The following is an 18959-nucleotide window of genomic DNA, read 5'->3' as shown; positions in this document are numbered from 1 at the left end:
ATTAAAGATGGCATTTAAAAAACAACGCATGGGCCGTAAAAAAGTCTGCTATTTCACAAAAAATAAAATCAAAGAAATCGACTATAAAGATGTAGAATTGCTCAAACGTTTCATCAACGCCAACGGAAAGATCATTCCAAGACGTGTAACAGGAACGCGCGCAAAATACCAAAGAATGTTGTCGACAGCGATCAAACGCGCTCGTCAGATGGCGCTTCTTCCTTACGTAGTCGACTAAGGATAAAGTCACAAAAGGCTCTTGGAGCCTTTTTTTGTGTCTTTTTTTCGCTTATAATAACACCTATGAACACAAAACAATTAACAAGAGGTGCAATGGTCATGGCTATCTATGCACTTTTATTGTTTCTGAATGAACAATTCGGCTTATTTATCGAAACAACTTTTTCCTGGGCGTTCTGCTTTCCGATCCTGATCTATGCAAGCACACAACCGATCTATCCTTCGATCATCTGCGCGATCGGCATGATCCTTGAAACCCTATTGTTTGGCGGTTTTACGACATGGTTCTACAGCTGGACATCGATCTTGATCGGCTTGTTTTATGGAATCTGCACATGGAAAAGAAAAACGAGCGCCTTCAAGCTAGGCGGCGTATTTATCCTGTCATTCTTGAGTTATTGGCTCATTTTCTTTCTGTATGCCAAAATATTCGCGCTCGATTACATGGAAGATTTCAAGCTATTTCACGAAATCTTTCCATTCCTCGATCTATTCGTCTTCTTGACGCTTACGGTCGTCTTGCTTTCCTTGCTGCAGACGATCTGCATCCATCTTTTAGCGATGATGATCTATATTCGGATGAAGATCGAAACAGTACCGATGAAAAAAGTATGGCAGATCAAGCCTCCATTGTGGCTAGGAGTTGGATCAATCATTCTTTTGGTAGTATTTCTTGCCTCTCAAAGTGTGATAGAATGTTCAGAAAGGGCGAATGACTTGATCTTGATCGCATTCGCTTTGGATCTCATGGCGCTTGATTATTACGGCGTCGTCTATATGATCCACTATTGCATCGCCCATCGAAAAAGACAGTGGACATTTTTTGCGATCTTGCTAGGCTTTATTCCGCCTCTTTGCTTGATCAGCATCGGGCTGGGGGAACTCGATTGTCTGCTTTCGCTTCGACATCGGCGCTCTAAAAAGGAAAACGGTATATGAAGTATTTTACAAAATGGCGCAATATGATGATCGGGCTCTCCGTACTGGTCATCTGCCTCTTTATTTTTCAGGTCCTACAAAAACAGTGGATCTCGTCGATCTTGCTCATTTTAATCGCTCTATTGTTTATCGCGATCTTTATCAGCTTTTGGCATGCGATCAAAGTACGAGGAGTGAAAACGGAATTCGATATCTCCCGCATTTTAGGAAAAGACGCCAAAGACGCTCTTAAAATCGGCGAAGTCGGGATCATTACCTACAACGATGAATTTGTCGCGACTTGGACAAGCGATTTCTTCGCCCAACGCGACATCTCGCTCGTCAATAAAAAAGTGACCAGCTGGATTGAAAATATCCGCGACATCTTTGATGAAGATATCGATTCAGTCATCGGCTTCGATCAAGGACATGTCTATGAGATCTTAAAAAAAGAAGAAGCCCAAGTTTTATATGTTCACGATATCACCGAATTGTATGGGCTTCGCAAAGAACAATGGGAAAACCAAGTTGTCGTCGGCCTCATGCAGCTAGACAACTACCTTGAATACCAGTCGTATGAAAACGAAGAGATCGTCTCGAAGATCAACACACATTTGCGCACCCCGCTGATCTCTTGGGCAAAAGAGCACCATCTCCTTATTCGCCGTATTCGTTCGGATCGTATTTTTGTGCTCTTGAACCGCGATATTTTGGAGACGATCCGGCAAGAAAACTTCAATATTTTACAGATCATCAAAGATGAAGCCAATAAGATCGATGTATCGATCACGCTCAGCATCGCGATGGCGTATGGAACCAATGATTACGAGTATCTCGACTCGATGCTCAATGAATTGATGGAGCTTGCGCAAAGTAGAGGCGGGGACCAGGCCGCCCTCCAGCAAGCCGGACACAAAGTTCACTATATTGGCGGAAATTCCGAAACGAGTTCGCAACGCTCTAAAGTAAGGGTCCGCATCATGGCTCAATCGATCCAAGAAGCGATGAAAGAGTGCGACAGAGTTTTTATCGCAGGCCATGTCAATACAGACTTCGATTGTATGGGCGCCGCTCTAGCGATGTCCAATTGGGCTAAGGCGCTAAAAAAACAAGCCTTTATCATCTTGCAGAATGTTCCACGCGATCAGCAGCTCCAAGAGACAATGGATTTCTATAAGCAGGCTATTCATGATCGCTATACGTTTATCACAGCCAACAAAGCGACCGATATGATCGATTCGAAAAAAGATCTATTGATCATGGTCGATCATGGAATGCCAAATATTTCAAGCGCCCGCGAGCTGGTCGATCAATTCGAAAAAGTAATCGTGATCGACCATCATCGACGCAACGAACATTTTGTGATCCATCCTTTGATCACCTATGTAGAATCGCAAGCTTCTTCGACGTGCGAGCTGATCGTAGAAATGATCGACTCGCTCCCGAATCATATACCTGTCTTCGAAGCCGAAGCGACCATATTATATTTAGGATTGATCATCGACACGAACCGATTTAAGATGCATACATCCGCCCGCACATTCGATACAGCGGCCGTTCTAAGACGATGGGGCGCCAACGCCAATCTGGCAGAAAAAGCGCTCTGCGAAGATTTTAGCAATTTCCGCTTGAAAACAGAACTGGTGGCGCGAGGCGAGCCTTACTTTGGTCACTTTATGATCGCGGCGATCGACGACAAAGAGCTGGATCGAACGATGATGGCCCAAGTTTCAGACAGCTTGCTCAAGATCAAAGGATGCACCGCATCATTTACGATCGCGAATACAAAAAACCACAGCGTGGCGATCAGCGCCCGAAGCGATGGAACATTCAATGTACAAAAGATCATGGAAAAAATGAATGGTGGCGGTCATTTCGCCGCAGCCGCCCTGGAAAGAAAAGACACTACGGTAGAAAAGCTCAAAGAAGAGCTGTTGGATAAAATCAAGGAGGATCTGAAGAAACATGAAAGTAATATTGTTGAAAGACGTTAAAAAAGTCGGTAAAAAAGATGAGATCAAAGAAGTCAGCGATGGATATGGCTATAACTATTTGATCAAAAACGGAATGGCGATCGCCTATACCAAAGGCTCGAAACATAAACTCGACGAACAGCTAGCTCTCAAAGCGCAAGATGAGGCGAATAAAGAACAAGAAGCTAAAGAAATCCAAGAACGACTGAAGGATCTCGTGCTAGAATTCAAGCTAAAGGCAGGAAAGAACGGCAATGTGTTTGGTTCGATCTCCAACAAGCAGATCGTGAACGCGTTGGCTCAAAAAGGCATCGAAATCGATAAAAAGAAGATCCATAAAGATGTGGATATCAATTCTCTTGGAACAACGATCGTCAAAGTCGATCTCTACAAAAACAAAGTGATTGGCGAAATCAAAGTGCATGTGAGCGAAAAGGAGTAAGCCATGGCAAGAGAACTGCCAAATTCTCAAAACCTGGAACAATCTTTGCTTGGCTCATTAATGGTGTATCCTTCCATCATGCAGTCGTGTATGGACCAAGGACTCGATTATGAAGAATTCTATTTGCCGATCCATCAAAAGATCTATGCGGTCATACAGGAGCTGCAAGGAACAGGCAAACCGATCGATCTGAACAACGTGATCGCTCGATTACAAGATAAAAACGAACTCGAACAAGCAGGCGGGAGCGACTATATCATTCAACTGATGGATAGTGCGATCTCGCCAGTGAATACGAATTCTTATATCGAATCGATCAAAAACAAAGCCCAAATGCGACAGCTGATCTTAGCCGCCGATACGATCGCCGAAAACACGTACGATTCAAGCGAAGATATCGACACGCTGCTTGACGATGCGGAAAGAAGCATCATGGATGTGACCCGTCATCGAAGAGGCGCTGAATTCGAAAGCTCGGCCGAGATCATCGATCGCGTTATGGAAGAGCTCAACCGCCTCAAAAATATGGAAGGGATCACCGGCATCAAGACCGGCTATTCAGATCTTGACCGCTACACGAATGGGTTTCAGCGGGGCGACTTGATCATTTTAGCGGCGCGTCCGGCCATGGGAAAATCCGCTCTCGCCTTGAATTTCGCTTCGGAAGTCGCAAAGCACAATAAAGAAGAAGCGGTGGCGATCTTCTCCCTGGAAATGCCGACCGACTCTTTGATGAAGCGTTTATTATCCGCCGAAAGCAATGTCGAAAGCAACAAGCTTCGAAATGGCAGCCTAAATGCGCAAGACTGGAACAAGCTGAATGAAGGAAGCTCCCGTTTAGGAGAAAGAAAGATCTTTATCGACGACACCTCGAGCATCAAAGTCTCGCAGATCTTCTCGAAATGCCGCAAGCTCAAAAGTGAATATGGAGCGCTTTCGCTTGTGGTGATCGACTATTTGCAGCTGATCACCGGAACGAGAGCCGATTCAAGACAACAAGAGGTCTCGGATATTTCGCGAAACTTAAAGATCTTGGCTAAAGAGCTGGATTGTCCAGTGATCGCCTTGTCGCAGCTTTCTCGTGAAGTCGAAAAAAGAACGGATCATCGTCCACAGCTTGCTGACTTGCGTGAATCAGGATCGATCGAGCAAGACGCGGACATCGTCATGTTTTTGTACCGAGAAAAGTACTATGAAAAAGACGAAGAAGAACAAAGTGACACCGAGCTTGTCGACCTGACGCTCGCCAAGCATCGTAATGGCGGATTAGGAGATATCAAGCTCGTCTTTAAAAAGTCGATTTCCAAGTTTTCCGCTTGGGAGCAAAGTCGGGAGGATGATGTATATGCGAATTGATTTATTGTGCAGCGGTTCCAAAGGAAATTGCTGTTTAGTGCGGAGCCAATCGGCCCAGATCTTGATCGATTGCGGATGTACCAAAAAGTATTTGCTTTCTTCTTTAGAGCAAGTAGGAGCTCGACTCGAGGATACGGATGCTCTCTTGGTCAGTCATTCGCATTCAGACCATATCAAAGGACTCAAGTTCTGTTCTTCGGTGCCAATCTATTCGTATTGTGATCTAAGCGGTTGCGCCAAAGAAGACCTGCAGCCTTTTGATCGATTGCAGATCAAAGATCTTTCGATCTTGATCATTCCTCTTTCTCATGATGCCGGAAATACGATCGGCTTCGTGATCGAAAGCGCGACAGAAAAACTTGTCTATGTGACCGATACTGGCTATATCGCCAATTCAAACAAACCTTATTTAAAAGGGGCGACCTATTATATCTTCGAAAGCAATCATGATGTCGAAATGCTTATGTCAACTTCAAGGCCACCCTATTTGAAGCAGCGCATCCTTTCTCCTTTGGGACATTTGAATAATGAAGAGAGCGCGAGCAATCTCGCAGATCTTGTCGATGCGAATACAAAGGAGATCGTCTTAGCCCATCTTTCCCAAGAAGCCAATACGCATGAGCTCGCTCTTCAAACTCTGTATTCCACATTTTCAAGAAAAAAGCAGTCTTTAGAAGGAATCGAAGTGCGAGCTGCTGAGCAATTTAAGATTTTGACCATCGGTACGAATTCTAAGTAGTCCGATGGTTTTTTTTGGAGAGGCGGTTTGTTATAATGGGAAATGAACAAAGGTGGTGAAGAAAAAAATGTTGAATGTTATTGATCATCCGCTGATTCGACACAAGTTGACCGTGATGAGAGATAAAAATACAGGTACAAAAGATTTTCGTGAAAATCTAGATGAAATCGGCGGCTTGATGGTGTATGAGATCACCCGCGATCTTCCGACCAAAGAGATCGAGATCGAAACACCGATCTGCAAGACAAAAGCCGATACATTGGCTGCACCTATTGTTGTTGCGCCGATCCTGCGCGCAGGACTTGGCATGGTCAGCGGCATCCTTTCGATCGTTCCGACCGCGAAAGTCGCGCATATTGGAATGTATCGAGACGAGGAGACGCTAGAACCTCATCCTTATTTTGAAAAATACCCGCACCATATGGAAGAGTCGACTGTGATCATCGTCGATCCGATGCTAGCCACAGGTGGCTCGAGTGCCGCAGCGATCGATATGGTCAAAAAACAAGGAGCGACAAATATCAAGCTCGTCTGCTTGGTCGGAGCTCCAGAGGGTGTGAAATTGATCGAAGAGCTGCATCCTGATGTCGATATTTATTTAGCGGCTTTGGACGATCATCTCAATGAAAAAGGATACATCGTTCCAGGACTAGGGGATGCAGGCGATCGGATCTTTGGTACGAAGTAATGAAGCCAACACAGTTTTCTGGGTTTTTGCTCGTCAATTTGCTTGTCTGCCTATTGATCGGGTATTGGCTCGATACGTGGTTTCATACCAAACCGATCTTTATCGTCGTTCTTGTCTTGTATGCTTTGATCGGCAGCTTCTTGATGCTGATCTTGAAGGATAAAAAAAAGAATGGACGATCTTAAGAAGCTGAGCGAGAGGATCCTTATTTCCACGCTCATCCTCGCGCTTCCTTGTATGATGATCGCGTTTCTCGTTTTTTCTTGGCCGGCGCTATTTGGCGTTTTGATCGGCACGATCTTAGGAATCGTAGGTTTTTTGGCGATCGTGCGCTTTTGCAAAACGATCGAGTCAAAGCCCAACGCCAAGAGACAAGGAAGCTTGAACTATGTATTACGTTTTTGTTTATATGGATGCGTGATGGCGTTTTTCGCGTATTGGCATGTTCCCGTTCTAGCGATGCTTGTCGGGATCTTATGCAATAAGCTCGCGATCCTTCTTGTATCCATGAAATTAGGAAAGGAGGCAGACAATGTCCCAAGTGAGTGAGATCATCATTCGGATTGGTGATTTCAAACTCGAGATCCAGCAGTCGATTTTTGTTTGGCTATGCATTTGCTTCTTTTCGATGTTCTTTTTCTATTTTGCAGGAAAAAAGATCGAAAAAGCAGATCCATCGAAAGCGCCAAAAGGACTTGTATATGTATGTGAAGAGATCTATAACTTGATCTTATACGTCGTCCAAGGAAATCTAAAAGAGACGACTCTTCATTATGTACCGATGTTTGGTACTTTGATCTTGCTGATGCTCGTATCGAACTTGACCGGATTGATCGGTCTGCAGAACCCGACATCGAATGTAAGCTTCAACGCAACGCTTGCGGTAACGATGTGGCTCATGTGGCAATATCAAGCGATCAAGAAAGGCGGTTTTGTCGCTCGTCTCAAAGAATTGACAGAACCAATGTGGCTTTTGACGCCGTTGAATATTATTGGAGAGCTCGCTCCACCCATTTCATTGACGATGCGTTTGTTTGGTAATATTCTAGCGGGCAGTATCATCACGCTCATGATCTATACGCTCATCAAAAACATTGCTCCATGGGGATATCTTGGCTTGACGCTGACCCCATTCATTCATATGTATTTTGATGTGTTCTCTGGCGTGATTCAAACGTATATCTTCTTTACGCTTGGCTCCTTCTTCTTAGGACAGCAAGTGAGTAAAGAAGCCGAATGATCCATTTAAAAATTATTAGGAGGAAATACAATGGAATTTAATCAGTTTTTCGTGCAAGGTATGGCACTATTAGGCGCAGGTATTGCGATGGTTGCAGGTCTAGGTCAAGGGATCGGACAAGGTTTCGCGGCAGGTAAAGGTGCCGAAAGTGTTGGACGCAATCCAGAAGCGAGCGGAAAGATCCAATCGATCATGGTATTGGGTATCGCTTTAGCCGAGACGACAGGTATCTACTCATTAGTTATCGCCATCCTTCTGATCTTTGTTAAAGGTTAGAATATAGGGTGATCGGCGATGATCGATTTTAATATTGACAACTATTTACGAATTTCGTTCACCGACGTCGTTCTCGTTTGTATCTCGACCCTTCTGATTGTTTTGTTCGCGAAGCATTTTTTCTGGAACAAACTGGTCGCTTTTGTGAAAAAGAGACAAGATCTCATCCAGGAGAATATCGACGCGTCCATCACGCTCAAGGAAGAAGCTTCTCAGATCAAAGCGCAATATGACGAGAAGATGAAGCATGCAGGACAAGAAGCCCACGCTCTGATCGAGTCGGCGAAAGAACAAGCAAACCAAGAAAAAGCAGAAATACTCGCGCAAGCGTCCACGCAAGCGGATCGTTTGAAGGATGCAGCTAAAGAAGAGATCGACCGCGAAAAACGCAAAGCGGAAGCAGATATGAAAAACGCGATCAGCGACGTGGCGATCGAAGTGGCTAGAAACCTCGTTCATAAAGAGGTCGATGAAACCGTGCAGCAGGCGTACGTAGAGGATTTCTTAAAACAAGCGGAGCGTTCTGAATGGTAAATTCCATGCAGCCTTATGCTTCCGCATTGTTTGATATTGCGAAAGAAGACGGAAAAGAAAAGGCGTATTTAGAAGATCTGAAAGAATTGAAGATGGTCTGGGATGAGAATCCAGATTTCGTCAGTGCTCTAGCCCATCCAAAGATCGACCGGAACACGAAGCGCCAATGGATCGAAGCCATTTTTAAAAAGGAAAGCGATCCGACCGTTTTGAATTTTCTGAAAGTGCTTGTCGATCACTCTCTAGGATATCGTCTTGACGATGTTTATCGAGACTATCTTTCGCTATATCGCAAAGATCAAGGTATAGAAGAAGTTTCGGTAGAGAGCGCGCAGCCGCTCAGCGATTCGCAAATAGAATCTCTAATGCAGTTGTTAGAGAAGAAACTGAAGAAAAAAATTGAACTGAATATCACTGTCGATCCATCATTGATCGCAGGTATACGCATCAAGGCGAAAGATCGTGTCATCGATAATACGATCGATACGCGCCTTTCGAGCTTGAAAGAAAGAATAAACGAAAAGTAGGTGAAACAATGAGTTTGAATCCGGTAGAAATCAGCAAACTGATCAAAGCCCAGATTAAAAATGTAGACCAAGACATCGAAATGAGCGAAACAGGTACCGTCCTTTCCGTCGGTGATGGGATCGCGACCGTCTATGGTCTAAAGGACGCGATGATGTCCGAACTTTTGTTGTTTCCGCATGATGTCTATGGAATGGTCATGAACCTGGAAGAAGATTCGGTGGGCGCTGTATTGATGGGCGACAACACCGATATCAAGGAAGGCGATCTCGTAAAAAGAACAGGACATATCGTAGAAGTTCCTGTTGGAGATGCGATGGTCGGCCGTGTCGTCAACGCTTTAGGACAAGCAATCGATGGAGCCGGTCCGATCCACACAGACCGAATGCGTCCAGTCGAGCGGGTAGCGCCTGGCGTTATGACTCGTAAAGGAGTGAGCGTTCCTCTTCAAACAGGATTGAAGATCATCGACTCGATGATCCCGATCGGAAGAGGGCAGCGTGAGCTGATCATTGGAGATAGACAAACGGGAAAAACAGCGATCGCGATCGATACGATCATCAATCAAAAGGATAGCGGGGTCTTATGTATTTATGTCGCGATCGGTCAAAAGGCAAGTACGGTCGCGCAGATCGTAGAAAAGCTCAAACAACACGATGCGATGAAGTATACGACAATTGTCGTGGCGACCGCATCGGAACCAGCTCCTCTTCAATATATCGCGCCTTATGCGGGCTGCGCCATTGGAGAAGAATGGATGGAGCAAGGAAAAGATGTGCTGATCGTCTATGATGATCTAAGCAAGCACGCGGTCGCTTATCGTACAATGTCCTTGCTGTTGAGAAGACCACCAGGACGTGAAGCGTATCCAGGCGATGTCTTCTATCTGCATTCAAGACTTCTCGAGCGCGCGGCTCGATTGAATGAAAACTACGGCAGCGGCTCTTTGACGGCTCTTCCGATCATTGAAACGCAAGCGGGCGATATTTCAGCCTATATCCCAACGAATGTCATTTCGATCACGGATGGACAGATCTTCTTGAAGACCGATATGTTCAACGCGGGCATCCGTCCTGCGGTAGACTCAGGTCTTTCGGTATCGCGTGTCGGCTCGGCCGCCCAAATCAAAGCGATGAAACAAGTATCGGGCTCTTTGAAGCTTGAGCTCGCTCAATTCCATGAAATGGAAAGCTTCGCGAAATTTGGATCGGATCTAGATAGCGCGACGACAGATATATTGAATCATGGAGAGCGTTTGACACAGCTTCTGATTCAGAAACAATATGATCCAATGCCGGTCGCTAAAGAAGTTCTTTCTTTGTTTTCGGCAAAATACAATTATTTAAAAAATGTGCCAGTGGATAAGGTCTTAGTCTATGAGCATGGTATGCTGCAATATATCGAGCGCGAATATCCGTATATCATCGATCAGATCAATAAAGACAAAGCGTTGTCCGACGATCTGATCTCGCAGATCAAGACAGCTTTAGATGCCTATTCCAAGGAATTCGAACTAAGCGAAGGAATGAGCGATGGCACAAAGTAGACAGGAAATCCAATCGCGGATCTCCTCGGTCGATTCTACTAAAAAGATCACGAAAGCGATGCAGCTCGTTGCCAGCAGCAAGCTTACGAAACAAAGAGAAGCGATGGAGCGAAACGTTGAATACGCCAAAGGGCTCCATGAACTTCTCGATCTTGTGATCGAATCGGCAGGAAAAAACAATCCCTTCTTAAAGGAAAATGAAGGAAAACCAGCTTTCGTGTTCGTGATCACATCCGATATGGGGCTGTGTGGCGGATACAATGCCAATATTTATCGCACCGTCCTGCAAGATCTAAACAAAGAGGATGATCTTGTCATGATCGGATCACGCGGGATCCAATGGGCCAAAGCGAAAGGCATTTCTTTATTCGCTTCGATCGTCGATCTCAACGAGGATACAGCCTATATGGAGCTGGCCAACGAGATGCAAGTGGCGCTTGATCTTTTCGAAGAAAAGAAGATCTCCAAGATCCAAGTGCTCTATACGCATTATAAGAATACGCTCACCTTCGTTCCGACGCTGGAGACGATCCTGCCCGTTTCAAAAGGTGAAAAGCAGGAACAAACGATTGGACAAGATACGATTTTCGAGCCAGGAAAAGAAGCGATGCTTTCGCAGATCATTCCTTTGGCATGTAAATCTTTATTGTACTCACTGTATTTAGAATCAAAAACAAGTGAGCAAGCCTCTCGACGCATGGCGATGGAGTCGGCGACAGACAACGCTACAGAGCTGCAAGAACAGCTCGAGCTCGCGTACAACCGGATCCGTCAAGGCGCGATCACCCAAGAGATCACCGAAATCGTGGGCGGCGCAAACGCGTTGAAAGACTAGGAGGTAATGGATGGAAAATATAGGAAAGGTCGCGCAAGTCATTGGGCCTGTTATCGACGTCAAATTCGATGAAGGGCATTTGCCTGACTTGCTGACGGCAATCAAAATAGAAAAGAAAGATGGCGAAGAACTTGTCGCGGAAGTCGCGCAAGGAATCGGCGCCGATCTTGTTCGATGCATCGCGATGGGAAGCACGGACGGTCTTGTGCGCGGCATGAAGGCGATCGATACAGGGAAGCCGATTCAAGCTCCAGTAGGGGATGGGATCCTTGGCAGAATGTTCAACGTACTAGGGCAACCGATCGATGGGTTAGGCGATGTCCATGCGGAAAGCCAGCTGCCGATCCATCGCAAAGCGCCAGCCTTTGATGAACAGGCGACAACAAGCGCGATCCTAGAGACAGGAATCAAAGTCATCGATTTGCTTTGCCCTTACGCAAAGGGTGGTAAGATCGGTTTGTTTGGGGGCGCCGGCGTAGGAAAAACGGTCTTGATCCAAGAGCTGATCCACAATATCGCAAAAGAACATGGTGGTAAATCGGTCGTTGTAGGTGTTGGTGAAAGAACGCGTGAAGGAAACGACATGTATTGGGAAATGAAGGACTCGGGTGTCTTAGACAAAACAGTCCTCGTTTATGGTCAGATGAACGAATCGCCAGGGGCGAGAATGCGTGTAGGTTTGACAGGATTGACGATGGCGGAGTATTTCCGGGATGTGGAACATCAAGATGTATTGCTCTTTATCGACAACATTTTCCGTTTCACCCAGGCGGGTTCGGAAGTATCGGCTCTTCTTGGCCGTGTTCCTTCAGCGGTAGGCTACCAGCCAACGCTAGCAACAGAAATGGGACAGCTTCAAGAGCGGATCACGTCCACAAAAGATGGTTCGATCACGAGTATCCAAGCGGTCTATGTGCCAGCGGATGATTTGACTGACCCGGCCCCAGCGACAACATTTACGCATCTGGATGCGAAAACGGTATTATCGCGTGATATTGCGGCTTTAGGAATCTATCCAGCCGTGGATCCTTTGGATTCAAGCAGCCGTATGCTCGATCCTCTCGTTGTTGGAGAGCGTCATTACAAAGTGGCGCGGGATGTCCAAAGCATTTTACAGCGTTATAAAGAGCTGCAAGATATCATCGCGATCTTAGGTATGGATGAATTATCGGAAGAAGACAAGAAGATCGTCAATCGGGCGCGTCGTGTCCGGAACTTTCTTTCTCAACCATTCAATGTCGCGGAAGTGTTCTCCGGAATTCCGGGGCAATACGTTCCTGTTGAGCAGACAGTTAGCGATTTCGAAAAGATCTTGAATGGCGATTATGACGATTTGCCAGAACAAGCGTTCTTGATGGTCGGCACTTTGGAAGACGCGATCAAGAAGGCGAAAGAACTTGAAGGTGCGGCATGATCGATCTTAGAGTTGTGACACCGATGGGTGAATATATGGATCAGGCTGTCAAAAGCATCCATTTAAAAACCGTAGAAGGTGAAATGACGATCTTATCCAATCATATGCCGATCGTGGCTTCTCTCGTTCCTTGTCGGCTTTCGATCACAAAGGAAAACGATGTGGTCGACGATTATTCGATTTCAGGTGGATTCCTCCATTTTTCCCAAAATAAAGCATTGTTGTTGACGGACGCGATCGAAGGAAGAAACGAGATCGATCTTGAACGAGCAAAGAAAGCTTATGAAAGAGCGAGAGCTCGGATCGATAAAAAAGATACGCATACCAATATGAAGCGGGCAGAATTGTCCCTCCAAAGGGCGATCAATCGAATCCATGTTCATGGATAAACAAAAAATGTCAGTGAAAGCTGACATTTTTTTTATGAGAAAGCACGAGCCTATGATTTTTAGGGGTTCTTTTCTATGATATACCTATGAAATCTAGATCCGTTAAATCTTCGAATCCAAAATGGAAGACGATCCTTCTGATTTTTGGAACGATCCTCTTGTTTTTTATTGTGTATTATTTCTTCAGGCACAATTATTTTCGAGATCCCAAAGCGCTTCAGCGCGTCATTGCCAAAGCGGGTGTCTACGGTCCCCTTGTGTTTATCGTGTTTCAAGCGTTACAAGTTCTTTTTCCCTATTCTTCCAGGCGGGGTGTCAGGCTCTTTAGCGATGCTTTGTTTCGGAACGTGGAAAGGTTTTTTCTATTCCTATATTGGAGTTTTGATTGGTTCAAGCATCGCCTTTTTGCTTGTCCGAAAGTATGGGAAACGACTTCTAAGACATTTCGTCGATCAGAAGACATTTGATAAATACGATCAAAAGCTGCAAGATTCGAAAAACTTTGCCAAACTGTTCGCGATCGGGATCTTTCTTCCGATCGCGCCCGACGACCTTCTTTGCATGATCGCAGGACTTTCTTCGATTTCTTTTTGGAAGTTTTTTTGGATCATCGTGATCGGCAAACCAATTTCTTCTTTTTTTATAGCTATTTTATCGTCAAGATCATGGGGTTGATTTAGACAAGAAACAGGACAAGACACGTATAAACGATCATCGTGATGAACATAAAAATCGAGATGAACGTGGACATGAATTCTTGTTCTTTTTTTGTGCAGATCGGGCCAAGCTGCATCGGGAGGGCGAAGCTCGTTGGACACATAAAATACAGCAGGACCGCCATACAAAACGCCTTTTCCTCCATCCGGTACGGGAATAGTAGAAAAAAACCAGCGATGATCAAAAGATATAAAATGATTCGGATCGAAAACAGCTTGAGAATCGGAACAAGGGTTTCTTTCGTGATGTTCATTTCATAGCCGATCGTAAACAAGATGATCGAGACGATGGGTTTGGTCGCCATATCGATCAAATTATTGTAAAGGGAAAGCCAAGACGATTTTTCCAAAACGAGATGGAGTCCGCACACGTTCATGAGCAATCCAAAAATAACCGCTAGAATAAAAGGATTCTTCAAGATCTTGCACAGTGTTTCTTTCCAGCTTACTTGTCCATGTTTCACTTTTTCGACAAGAACAGGAATGACCATAAAGACAACGACGGTCCCAGCCATATCGAACAAGACAGGATACGTTTGAAATTGAGGAGCGGCGATCGTCATGAATAAAGGCAATGCGAGATTGCCACCTTCGCAAGTAGTCAATAAAAAAGGGATCACGCGCGCATAACTTTGTGAGATCCATGGTGTGACGAGCTTTCCGATCCCAAAACAGATCAAGAAAGCAAGCAGCATATAAAGGACGATCCAAATGGATCCGGAAGGAAGCGAAGTCGTAAACAAAATGTTGAAGATCAAGATCGGAAACAGCAAATGAAAGACCATGCCTTTGATCGCGTCTTTCGCTTGTGAAGTGATCCATTGTTTTTGATTGGAAATCAATCCTAGTCCCATCATGAAGAAAACGGGAAGGAGTGTGTTAAGTGCATTCATATCGCTATTATTTCGCTGTTAAGAAAAAACCACAAATCTAGTGATTGAGTTTTTTGTGAAATCGTGGGAGAGCGAAGAACAAGCTTGCAAGATTCCTAAAGTTTCTTTAACTAACTAATGTTAAAGGAGACTAACTATCGTTATGATCAATATCCGTTTATTGAAAGCTTTTCCAAAAAGCGCTCAGTATATTCGACTGAATGTTTTGTTTCAGTGGCTTGGTTTATTAATGAATGTGATCTTGAGTGCGTCGATCGCGTACTTGATCGCTTCAGCCATTGAACAACGACCTATTTCTTGGATCGTATTCGTAATCATGATCCTTTCTTTGTGCGTTCGTATGATCTGCAATGATCGCGCGGTTCAGATGAGTTTCGCCTCTTCTTCGCTAGTGAAAGAGCAGATGCGAGAGAGATTGTTTTCAAAACTTTCAAAGATCGGACCTTCGTATTTAAAAACATTCTCGACAGCGCAAATCGTTCAGCTCAGCAGCGAGGGTGTCGATCAACTCGAAACGTATTTTGGCAATTATATTCCGCAATTTTTCTTTGCGTTGCTCGCGCCGCTGACATTATTTTTGATCACGCTATGGTTTGATTGGAAAGCGGCTTTGATCTTATTCATGTGCGTGCCGCTCATTCCCGTATCGATCGTGTTTGTGCAAAAGATCGCCAAGAAGCTCTTGAGCAAATATTGGGGCCAATATACTCAATTAGGCGATCGGTTCTTAGAAAACCTACAAGGTTTGAGCACGTTGAAGATCTATCAAGCGGACGAAAGAAAACAAGAAGAAATGAAGGAAGAAGCCGAACAATTCCGCAAGATCACGATGCGGGTATTGATCATGCAGCTCAATTCGATTTCAATCATGGATCTTGTCGCATACGGTGGTGCAGCGGCAGGTATCATCAGCATGCTCACTTCTTTTCAAAATGGAACCATCACTTTATTTGGAGCGTTGTTCATCGTTCTGATGTCGGCTGAATTCTTTATTCCGATGCGGACCCTTGGTTCGTATTTCCACATCGCAATGAATGGAATGGCGGCCAGCGATACGATGTTCCAGCTTCTCGATCTTGAAGAAAAAGAACATCCGATCCAAGAACTTGCGCCTTTTTCCTCTTTAAAGATAGAGAACCTTTCCTTTGCGTATGAAGAGAAGCCGATTTTAAAAAATCTTTCGCTTTCGATCAAGAAAGGGGAAAAGATCGCGTTCGTAGGCGAATCGGGATCGGGAAAAAGCACGATTGCTCATTTGATGATGGGGATCCTGCAGCCGAATACGGGCTCGATTTGCTGGAATGAAAGTGAGATCTGTGAAATTGAGCCAAGCATCTATTCTCCGCATATTTCGTATTTAGGACATACATCCTCACTATTTTTGGGGACGGTAGGAATCAACTTGAAAATGGGAAAAGCCGATGCTTCCGAGCAAGAAATGTGGATCGCGCTCAAGCAAGCAGGGATCGCGGATCTATTTCAAGAAAAAGAAGGTTTGCAGACGCCTGTCAAAGAAGGTGGTTCGAATTTTTCGGGCGGTCAAAGACAGCGTTTGGCTCTGGCAAGATTGCTATTGAAAAATAGTGGAGTCATGATCTTGGATGAGTCGACAAGCAATGTCGATGTAGAAAGCGAAGATCAAATCATTCAAACGGTCAAAGATCTAGACGACAAGACGATCATCATGATCTCGCATCGTTTGAAAAACAGCATGGATGCGGATCGGATCTATGTTCTAAAAGAAGGAGCGATCCAAGAAGTTGGTGATCATGAAACGCTCCTAAAAAACAAAGGGGAATATGCTCGTTTATGGAACGCCCAGCAAAATTTGGAACGGTACAATGGAGGAACGCAAGATGAAGCGAAGTAATTTTCAGATCTTATCTTCTTTGATTGGTTTTGTCGGCGATATGAAGTGGATCGTGATCATGGCGATCTTGATGGGTGTGGCTGGATTTATGGCTGCGATCTTGATTCCGATTCTTGGAGGATATGGGATCTTGAAGATCTTGGCCAATGAGTCGTGGCAACCGATCCTATGGACAATGGTGTTTTGCGCCTTTATGCGAGGAGTGCTCCGCTATGCGGAACAAGCAAGCAATCATTATATTGCTTTTAAGCTTTTAGCGCATATTCGAGATGTAATCTTTCGAAAGCTTCGCGCGTTAGCGCCTGCTAAATTGGAGACGAAGGAAAAAGGAAACTTGATCTCTTTGATCACGAGCGATGTGGAACTTCTCGAAGTGTTCTATGCCCATACGATCTCGCCAGTCTGTATCGCGTTTCTTGTTTCTTTGATTTGTGTTTTATGGCAAGGGTCGCTGCATTTTTCTTTAGCGCTTCTTGCCTTGATCGCGTATGGAACGATTGGCGGGCTTTTGCCTTATTTTTTATCGAAATCCACGATGAGCGCTGGTCGTTCTTATCGTGAGAAGAGCGCTATGATCAACGCGAGGATGCTTGAGGGCGTTCGAGGGATCCAGGATCTGCTTCAATTTGGATCGGCCGACGTGTATAAAGAAGGCTTGATCGATAAGACGAGAGGGCATGCCAAAGAAGAAAAGAAGATCAAACAGCAGATGGGGCTTGGTCTGTCGATGAGCAATGCGCTGATCCTCTTCTTTTCGGTGCTGATGTTTTTGTGGTCGTATTGGTTGTATCAAAATGGTTTTATTTCTTATGAGGCGCTGCTGATTTCTCCGCTTTTACAGATTTCTTCTTTTGGTCCTGTGATCGCGCTTTCGAATCTAGGAACAGGACTCGCACCGACTTTAGGGGCGGGAAATCGTTTGCTGGATTTGCTTGAAGAGGAAGCGGTCGTCGAAGAAGTCAAAACGGGAACAAAGCCGAGTTTCGATCGTCTTGAGGTCGATGGTGTCGATTTTGGATATGGTGAAGATCTTGTTCTGCAGGATTTTTCTCTCAAGATCCCACAAGGCAAGGTATTGGGGATCCGGGGAGCAAGTGGTTGCGGAAAGTCAACGTTGTTGAAGCTGCTCATGCGTTTTTGGGATGTGGAGCGAGGAAAGATCTTAGTGGATGGAAAGAAGATCCAAACAATCCAGACGAGCGCGCTTCGAGATCATCAAAGCTGCGTGAGTCAAGAGACGCATCTATTTCACGATACGATCGAGAAGAATATTTCTTTCGTAAAGGAAGGGGCGTCTCTAGAAGAAATCGAGGAGGCGTGTCGGAAAGCGAATATTCATGACTTCATTCTTTCTTTGCCGCAAGGATATTCAACTTTGGTTCAAGAACTTGGAAGTTCGCTTTCGGGAGGAGAGAAGCAAAGAATTGGTTTGGCGCGCGCTTTTTTGAGTGGGGCGAAAGTCTTATTTTTGGATGAGCCGACAAGCAATCTGGATAGTTTGAATGAGGCGATCATCTTGAAGTCGATCGATGATTCGAAACATGGGAAAACGATCATTTTAGTTTCGCATCGAGAATCGACGCTTCAAAACTGCGATTTACGCTTAGAGATGGGGAAAGCATGAAGATCGAAGATAAAAGAGAGCACGAGATCCGGCTCGTTAGCGAAATGATCGAACTCTATTATCGTAGTCATGAAGGCGATCCTGAGCGTTTGATCGAATATGCGAAAAAGAGGATCCTCGTTTGCCCGTTTATGGAGCAAAAAACGTTTTGTTCGGCTTGCCAAGTTCATTGTTATCAAAAAGAGATGCGGGAAGAGATCCGGAAAGTGATGCGTTATTCGGGACCGCGCTTGATATTTCGTCATCCTTTGCTTGTTTTCAAGCATGGCTATATCTCGATGAAAGAAAATTGGAAAAAGAAGAAAGTTAAAAAAAGGGGAAATGTATGAAAATAGCGTATTTATTGATTGGATTTATTGGTCTAGGTCTAGGTGTTCTAGGCGCACTCTTGCCTTTACTTCCTGCTTTTCCGTTTTTGTTGTTAGCGGCTTTTGGTTTCGCAAGAAGTTCGAAACGTTTGAATGATTGGTTCCTTTCTACAAATCTATACAAAGACAATTTAGAAAGCTGGGTCAAAGAGCGGGGCATGCATCGCAAGGGGAAGATCCGTGTCATGGCGATCATCACGATGACAATGGCTTTAGGGTTTATCATGATGGGAAACGTGCCGATTGGTCAAGCGATCTTAGTGTGCGTTTGGATCGGACACGTTCTCTATTTTAAATATGGAATCAAGACTTTGGAATCGGAGTAAAAAAAAGCGAAAAAAATCGCTTTTTTTTATTTTTTCTATTGCATCTA

Annotated in this window: 23 protein-coding genes; 22 read left to right on the top strand and 1 reads right to left on the bottom strand. The window is 44.8% G+C overall.

Annotated features, from left to right (window positions below; translation table 11 throughout):
• Positions 1-7: 7 nt before the first annotated feature.
• The 18 genes from rpsR to BO225_RS12015 all read left to right on the top strand — a co-directional run bounded on the left by rpsR (position 8) and on the right by BO225_RS12015 (position 13790).
• The gene (rpsR, locus tag BO225_RS05710) at positions 8-238 is read left to right on the top strand and encodes a 30S ribosomal protein S18 (RefSeq protein WP_076341297.1); all 231 of its coding nucleotides are present in this window, start codon (positions 8-10) and stop codon (positions 236-238) included.
• Positions 239-339: 101 nt separating this feature from the next.
• Positions 340-1179, top strand: coding sequence for a hypothetical protein (locus tag BO225_RS05705; RefSeq protein WP_143356775.1), 840 nt, complete (start codon positions 340-342; stop codon positions 1177-1179).
• Complete coding sequence (locus BO225_RS05700; RefSeq protein ID WP_076341295.1) at positions 1176-3152, top strand: GGDEF domain-containing protein; 1977 nt, start codon at positions 1176-1178, stop codon at positions 3150-3152. The genes BO225_RS05705 and BO225_RS05700 overlap by 4 nt, the downstream gene beginning before the upstream one ends.
• Positions 3124-3573, top strand: coding sequence for a 50S ribosomal protein L9 (rplI, locus tag BO225_RS05695; RefSeq protein ID WP_076341294.1), 450 nt, complete (start codon positions 3124-3126; stop codon positions 3571-3573). Before BO225_RS05700 ends, rplI begins: the two co-directional genes overlap by 29 nt.
• Positions 3574-3576: 3 nt before the next feature.
• Positions 3577-4929: a replicative DNA helicase gene (dnaB, locus tag BO225_RS05690; protein ID WP_076341293.1), complete on the top strand. Its 1353-nt coding sequence runs from the start codon at positions 3577-3579 to the stop codon at positions 4927-4929.
• A complete protein-coding gene (locus tag BO225_RS05685; protein WP_076341292.1) occupies positions 4919-5668 on the top strand; it encodes an MBL fold metallo-hydrolase in 750 nt (249 codons plus the stop codon). The genes dnaB and BO225_RS05685 overlap by 11 nt, the downstream gene beginning before the upstream one ends.
• Positions 5669-5735: 67 nt before the next feature.
• Complete coding sequence (gene upp, locus BO225_RS05680; RefSeq protein ID WP_076341291.1) at positions 5736-6356, top strand: uracil phosphoribosyltransferase; 621 nt, start codon at positions 5736-5738, stop codon at positions 6354-6356.
• A complete protein-coding gene (locus tag BO225_RS05675; protein ID WP_076341290.1) occupies positions 6356-6541 on the top strand; it encodes an AtpZ/AtpI family protein in 186 nt (61 codons plus the stop codon). The genes upp and BO225_RS05675 overlap by 1 nt, the downstream gene beginning before the upstream one ends.
• Positions 6528-6905: an ATP synthase subunit I gene (locus tag BO225_RS05670; protein ID WP_076341289.1), complete on the top strand. Its 378-nt coding sequence runs from the start codon at positions 6528-6530 to the stop codon at positions 6903-6905. Before BO225_RS05675 ends, BO225_RS05670 begins: the two co-directional genes overlap by 14 nt.
• Positions 6889-7596 (top strand): F0F1 ATP synthase subunit A, encoded by a 708-nt coding sequence (gene atpB / locus BO225_RS05665; protein ID WP_076341288.1) that lies wholly within the window; start codon positions 6889-6891, stop codon positions 7594-7596. Before BO225_RS05670 ends, atpB begins: the two co-directional genes overlap by 17 nt.
• 30 nt (positions 7597-7626) lie before the next feature.
• A complete protein-coding gene (gene atpE, locus BO225_RS05660) occupies positions 7627-7872 on the top strand; it encodes an ATP synthase F0 subunit C (RefSeq protein ID WP_076341287.1) in 246 nt (81 codons plus the stop codon).
• A gap of 18 nt (positions 7873-7890) precedes the next feature.
• Complete coding sequence (atpF, locus tag BO225_RS05655; RefSeq protein ID WP_083632105.1) at positions 7891-8406, top strand: F0F1 ATP synthase subunit B; 516 nt, start codon at positions 7891-7893, stop codon at positions 8404-8406.
• The gene (gene atpH, locus BO225_RS05650; RefSeq protein WP_076341286.1) at positions 8400-8933 is read left to right on the top strand and encodes an ATP synthase F1 subunit delta; all 534 of its coding nucleotides are present in this window, start codon (positions 8400-8402) and stop codon (positions 8931-8933) included. Before atpF ends, atpH begins: the two co-directional genes overlap by 7 nt.
• An 8-nt stretch (positions 8934-8941) precedes the next feature.
• A complete protein-coding gene (gene atpA / locus BO225_RS05645) occupies positions 8942-10477 on the top strand; it encodes a F0F1 ATP synthase subunit alpha (protein WP_076341285.1) in 1536 nt (511 codons plus the stop codon).
• Positions 10464-11312, top strand: coding sequence for an ATP synthase F1 subunit gamma (gene atpG / locus BO225_RS05640; protein WP_076341284.1), 849 nt, complete (start codon positions 10464-10466; stop codon positions 11310-11312). The genes atpA and atpG overlap by 14 nt, the downstream gene beginning before the upstream one ends.
• A gap of 10 nt (positions 11313-11322) precedes the next feature.
• Positions 11323-12726, top strand: coding sequence for a F0F1 ATP synthase subunit beta (atpD, locus tag BO225_RS05635; RefSeq protein WP_076341283.1), 1404 nt, complete (start codon positions 11323-11325; stop codon positions 12724-12726).
• Positions 12723-13115: an ATP synthase F1 subunit epsilon gene (gene atpC, locus BO225_RS05630; RefSeq protein WP_076341282.1), complete on the top strand. Its 393-nt coding sequence runs from the start codon at positions 12723-12725 to the stop codon at positions 13113-13115. Before atpD ends, atpC begins: the two co-directional genes overlap by 4 nt.
• A 312-nt stretch (positions 13116-13427) precedes the next feature.
• Positions 13428-13790, top strand: a complete 363-nt coding sequence (locus BO225_RS12015; protein WP_083632104.1) for a TVP38/TMEM64 family protein — start codon at positions 13428-13430, stop codon at positions 13788-13790.
• 1 nt (position 13791) lies between these two features.
• On the opposite strand, the gene BO225_RS05620 is transcribed toward BO225_RS12015, so the two are convergent.
• Positions 13792-14724: an AEC family transporter gene (locus BO225_RS05620; protein WP_076341281.1), complete on the bottom strand. Its 933-nt coding sequence runs from the start codon at positions 14722-14724 to the stop codon at positions 13792-13794.
• A 142-nt stretch (positions 14725-14866) separates the two neighbouring features.
• On the opposite strand from BO225_RS05620, the gene BO225_RS05615 reads away from it, so the two are divergent.
• The 4 genes from BO225_RS05615 to BO225_RS05600 are packed head-to-tail and all read left to right on the top strand — an operon-like array spanning position 14867 to position 18912.
• The gene (locus BO225_RS05615; protein WP_076341280.1) at positions 14867-16594 is read left to right on the top strand and encodes an ABC transporter ATP-binding protein/permease; all 1728 of its coding nucleotides are present in this window, start codon (positions 14867-14869) and stop codon (positions 16592-16594) included.
• Complete coding sequence (locus tag BO225_RS05610; RefSeq protein WP_076341279.1) at positions 16581-18218, top strand: amino acid ABC transporter ATP-binding/permease protein; 1638 nt, start codon at positions 16581-16583, stop codon at positions 18216-18218. Before BO225_RS05615 ends, BO225_RS05610 begins: the two co-directional genes overlap by 14 nt.
• Positions 18215-18547: a nitrous oxide-stimulated promoter family protein gene (locus BO225_RS05605; RefSeq protein WP_076341278.1), complete on the top strand. Its 333-nt coding sequence runs from the start codon at positions 18215-18217 to the stop codon at positions 18545-18547. Before BO225_RS05610 ends, BO225_RS05605 begins: the two co-directional genes overlap by 4 nt.
• Positions 18544-18912, top strand: coding sequence for a YbaN family protein (locus BO225_RS05600; protein WP_076341277.1), 369 nt, complete (start codon positions 18544-18546; stop codon positions 18910-18912). Before BO225_RS05605 ends, BO225_RS05600 begins: the two co-directional genes overlap by 4 nt.
• The last annotated feature ends 47 nt before the right edge of the window (positions 18913-18959 follow it).

Source organism: Dubosiella newyorkensis, from assembly GCF_001945605.1.
Lineage (GTDB): Bacteria > Bacillota_I > Bacilli_A > Erysipelotrichales > Erysipelotrichaceae > Dubosiella > Dubosiella newyorkensis.
Note: the sequence above shows the minus strand (reverse complement) of the source record. Positions and strands in the feature narration are given on the sequence as shown.

Bases quoted from the DNA above. Each gene is read 5' to 3' on its own strand.
- atpB (WP_076341288.1), top strand. From the start codon at position 6,889: ATGTCCCAAGTGAGTGAGATCATCATTCGGATTGGTGATTTCAAACTC.
- BO225_RS05610 (WP_076341279.1), top strand. From the start codon at position 16,581: ATGAAGCGAAGTAATTTTCAGATCTTATCTTCTTTGATTGGTTTTGTC.
- BO225_RS05670 (WP_076341289.1), top strand. From the start codon at position 6,528: ATGGACGATCTTAAGAAGCTGAGCGAGAGGATCCTTATTTCCACGCTC.
- rplI (WP_076341294.1), top strand. From the start codon at position 3,124: ATGAAAGTAATATTGTTGAAAGACGTTAAAAAAGTCGGTAAAAAAGAT.
- BO225_RS05620 (WP_076341281.1), bottom strand. From the start codon at position 14,724: ATGAATGCACTTAACACACTCCTTCCCGTTTTCTTCATGATGGGACTA.
- BO225_RS05615 (WP_076341280.1), top strand. From the start codon at position 14,867: ATGATCAATATCCGTTTATTGAAAGCTTTTCCAAAAAGCGCTCAGTAT.
- BO225_RS05700 (WP_076341295.1), top strand. From the start codon at position 1,176: ATGAAGTATTTTACAAAATGGCGCAATATGATGATCGGGCTCTCCGTA.
- dnaB (WP_076341293.1), top strand. From the start codon at position 3,577: ATGGCAAGAGAACTGCCAAATTCTCAAAACCTGGAACAATCTTTGCTT.
- upp (WP_076341291.1), top strand. From the start codon at position 5,736: ATGTTGAATGTTATTGATCATCCGCTGATTCGACACAAGTTGACCGTG.
- atpC (WP_076341282.1), top strand. From the start codon at position 12,723: ATGATCGATCTTAGAGTTGTGACACCGATGGGTGAATATATGGATCAG.
- rpsR (WP_076341297.1), top strand. From the start codon at position 8: ATGGCATTTAAAAAACAACGCATGGGCCGTAAAAAAGTCTGCTATTTC.
- atpH (WP_076341286.1), top strand. From the start codon at position 8,400: ATGGTAAATTCCATGCAGCCTTATGCTTCCGCATTGTTTGATATTGCG.
- BO225_RS05605 (WP_076341278.1), top strand. From the start codon at position 18,215: ATGAAGATCGAAGATAAAAGAGAGCACGAGATCCGGCTCGTTAGCGAA.
- BO225_RS05600 (WP_076341277.1), top strand. From the start codon at position 18,544: ATGAAAATAGCGTATTTATTGATTGGATTTATTGGTCTAGGTCTAGGT.
- atpA (WP_076341285.1), top strand. From the start codon at position 8,942: ATGAGTTTGAATCCGGTAGAAATCAGCAAACTGATCAAAGCCCAGATT.
- atpG (WP_076341284.1), top strand. From the start codon at position 10,464: ATGGCACAAAGTAGACAGGAAATCCAATCGCGGATCTCCTCGGTCGAT.
- BO225_RS05675 (WP_076341290.1), top strand. From the start codon at position 6,356: ATGAAGCCAACACAGTTTTCTGGGTTTTTGCTCGTCAATTTGCTTGTC.
- BO225_RS05685 (WP_076341292.1), top strand. From the start codon at position 4,919: ATGCGAATTGATTTATTGTGCAGCGGTTCCAAAGGAAATTGCTGTTTA.
- atpE (WP_076341287.1), top strand. From the start codon at position 7,627: ATGGAATTTAATCAGTTTTTCGTGCAAGGTATGGCACTATTAGGCGCA.
- atpF (WP_083632105.1), top strand. From the start codon at position 7,891: ATGATCGATTTTAATATTGACAACTATTTACGAATTTCGTTCACCGAC.
- atpD (WP_076341283.1), top strand. From the start codon at position 11,323: ATGGAAAATATAGGAAAGGTCGCGCAAGTCATTGGGCCTGTTATCGAC.
- BO225_RS05705 (WP_143356775.1), top strand. From the start codon at position 340: ATGGCTATCTATGCACTTTTATTGTTTCTGAATGAACAATTCGGCTTA.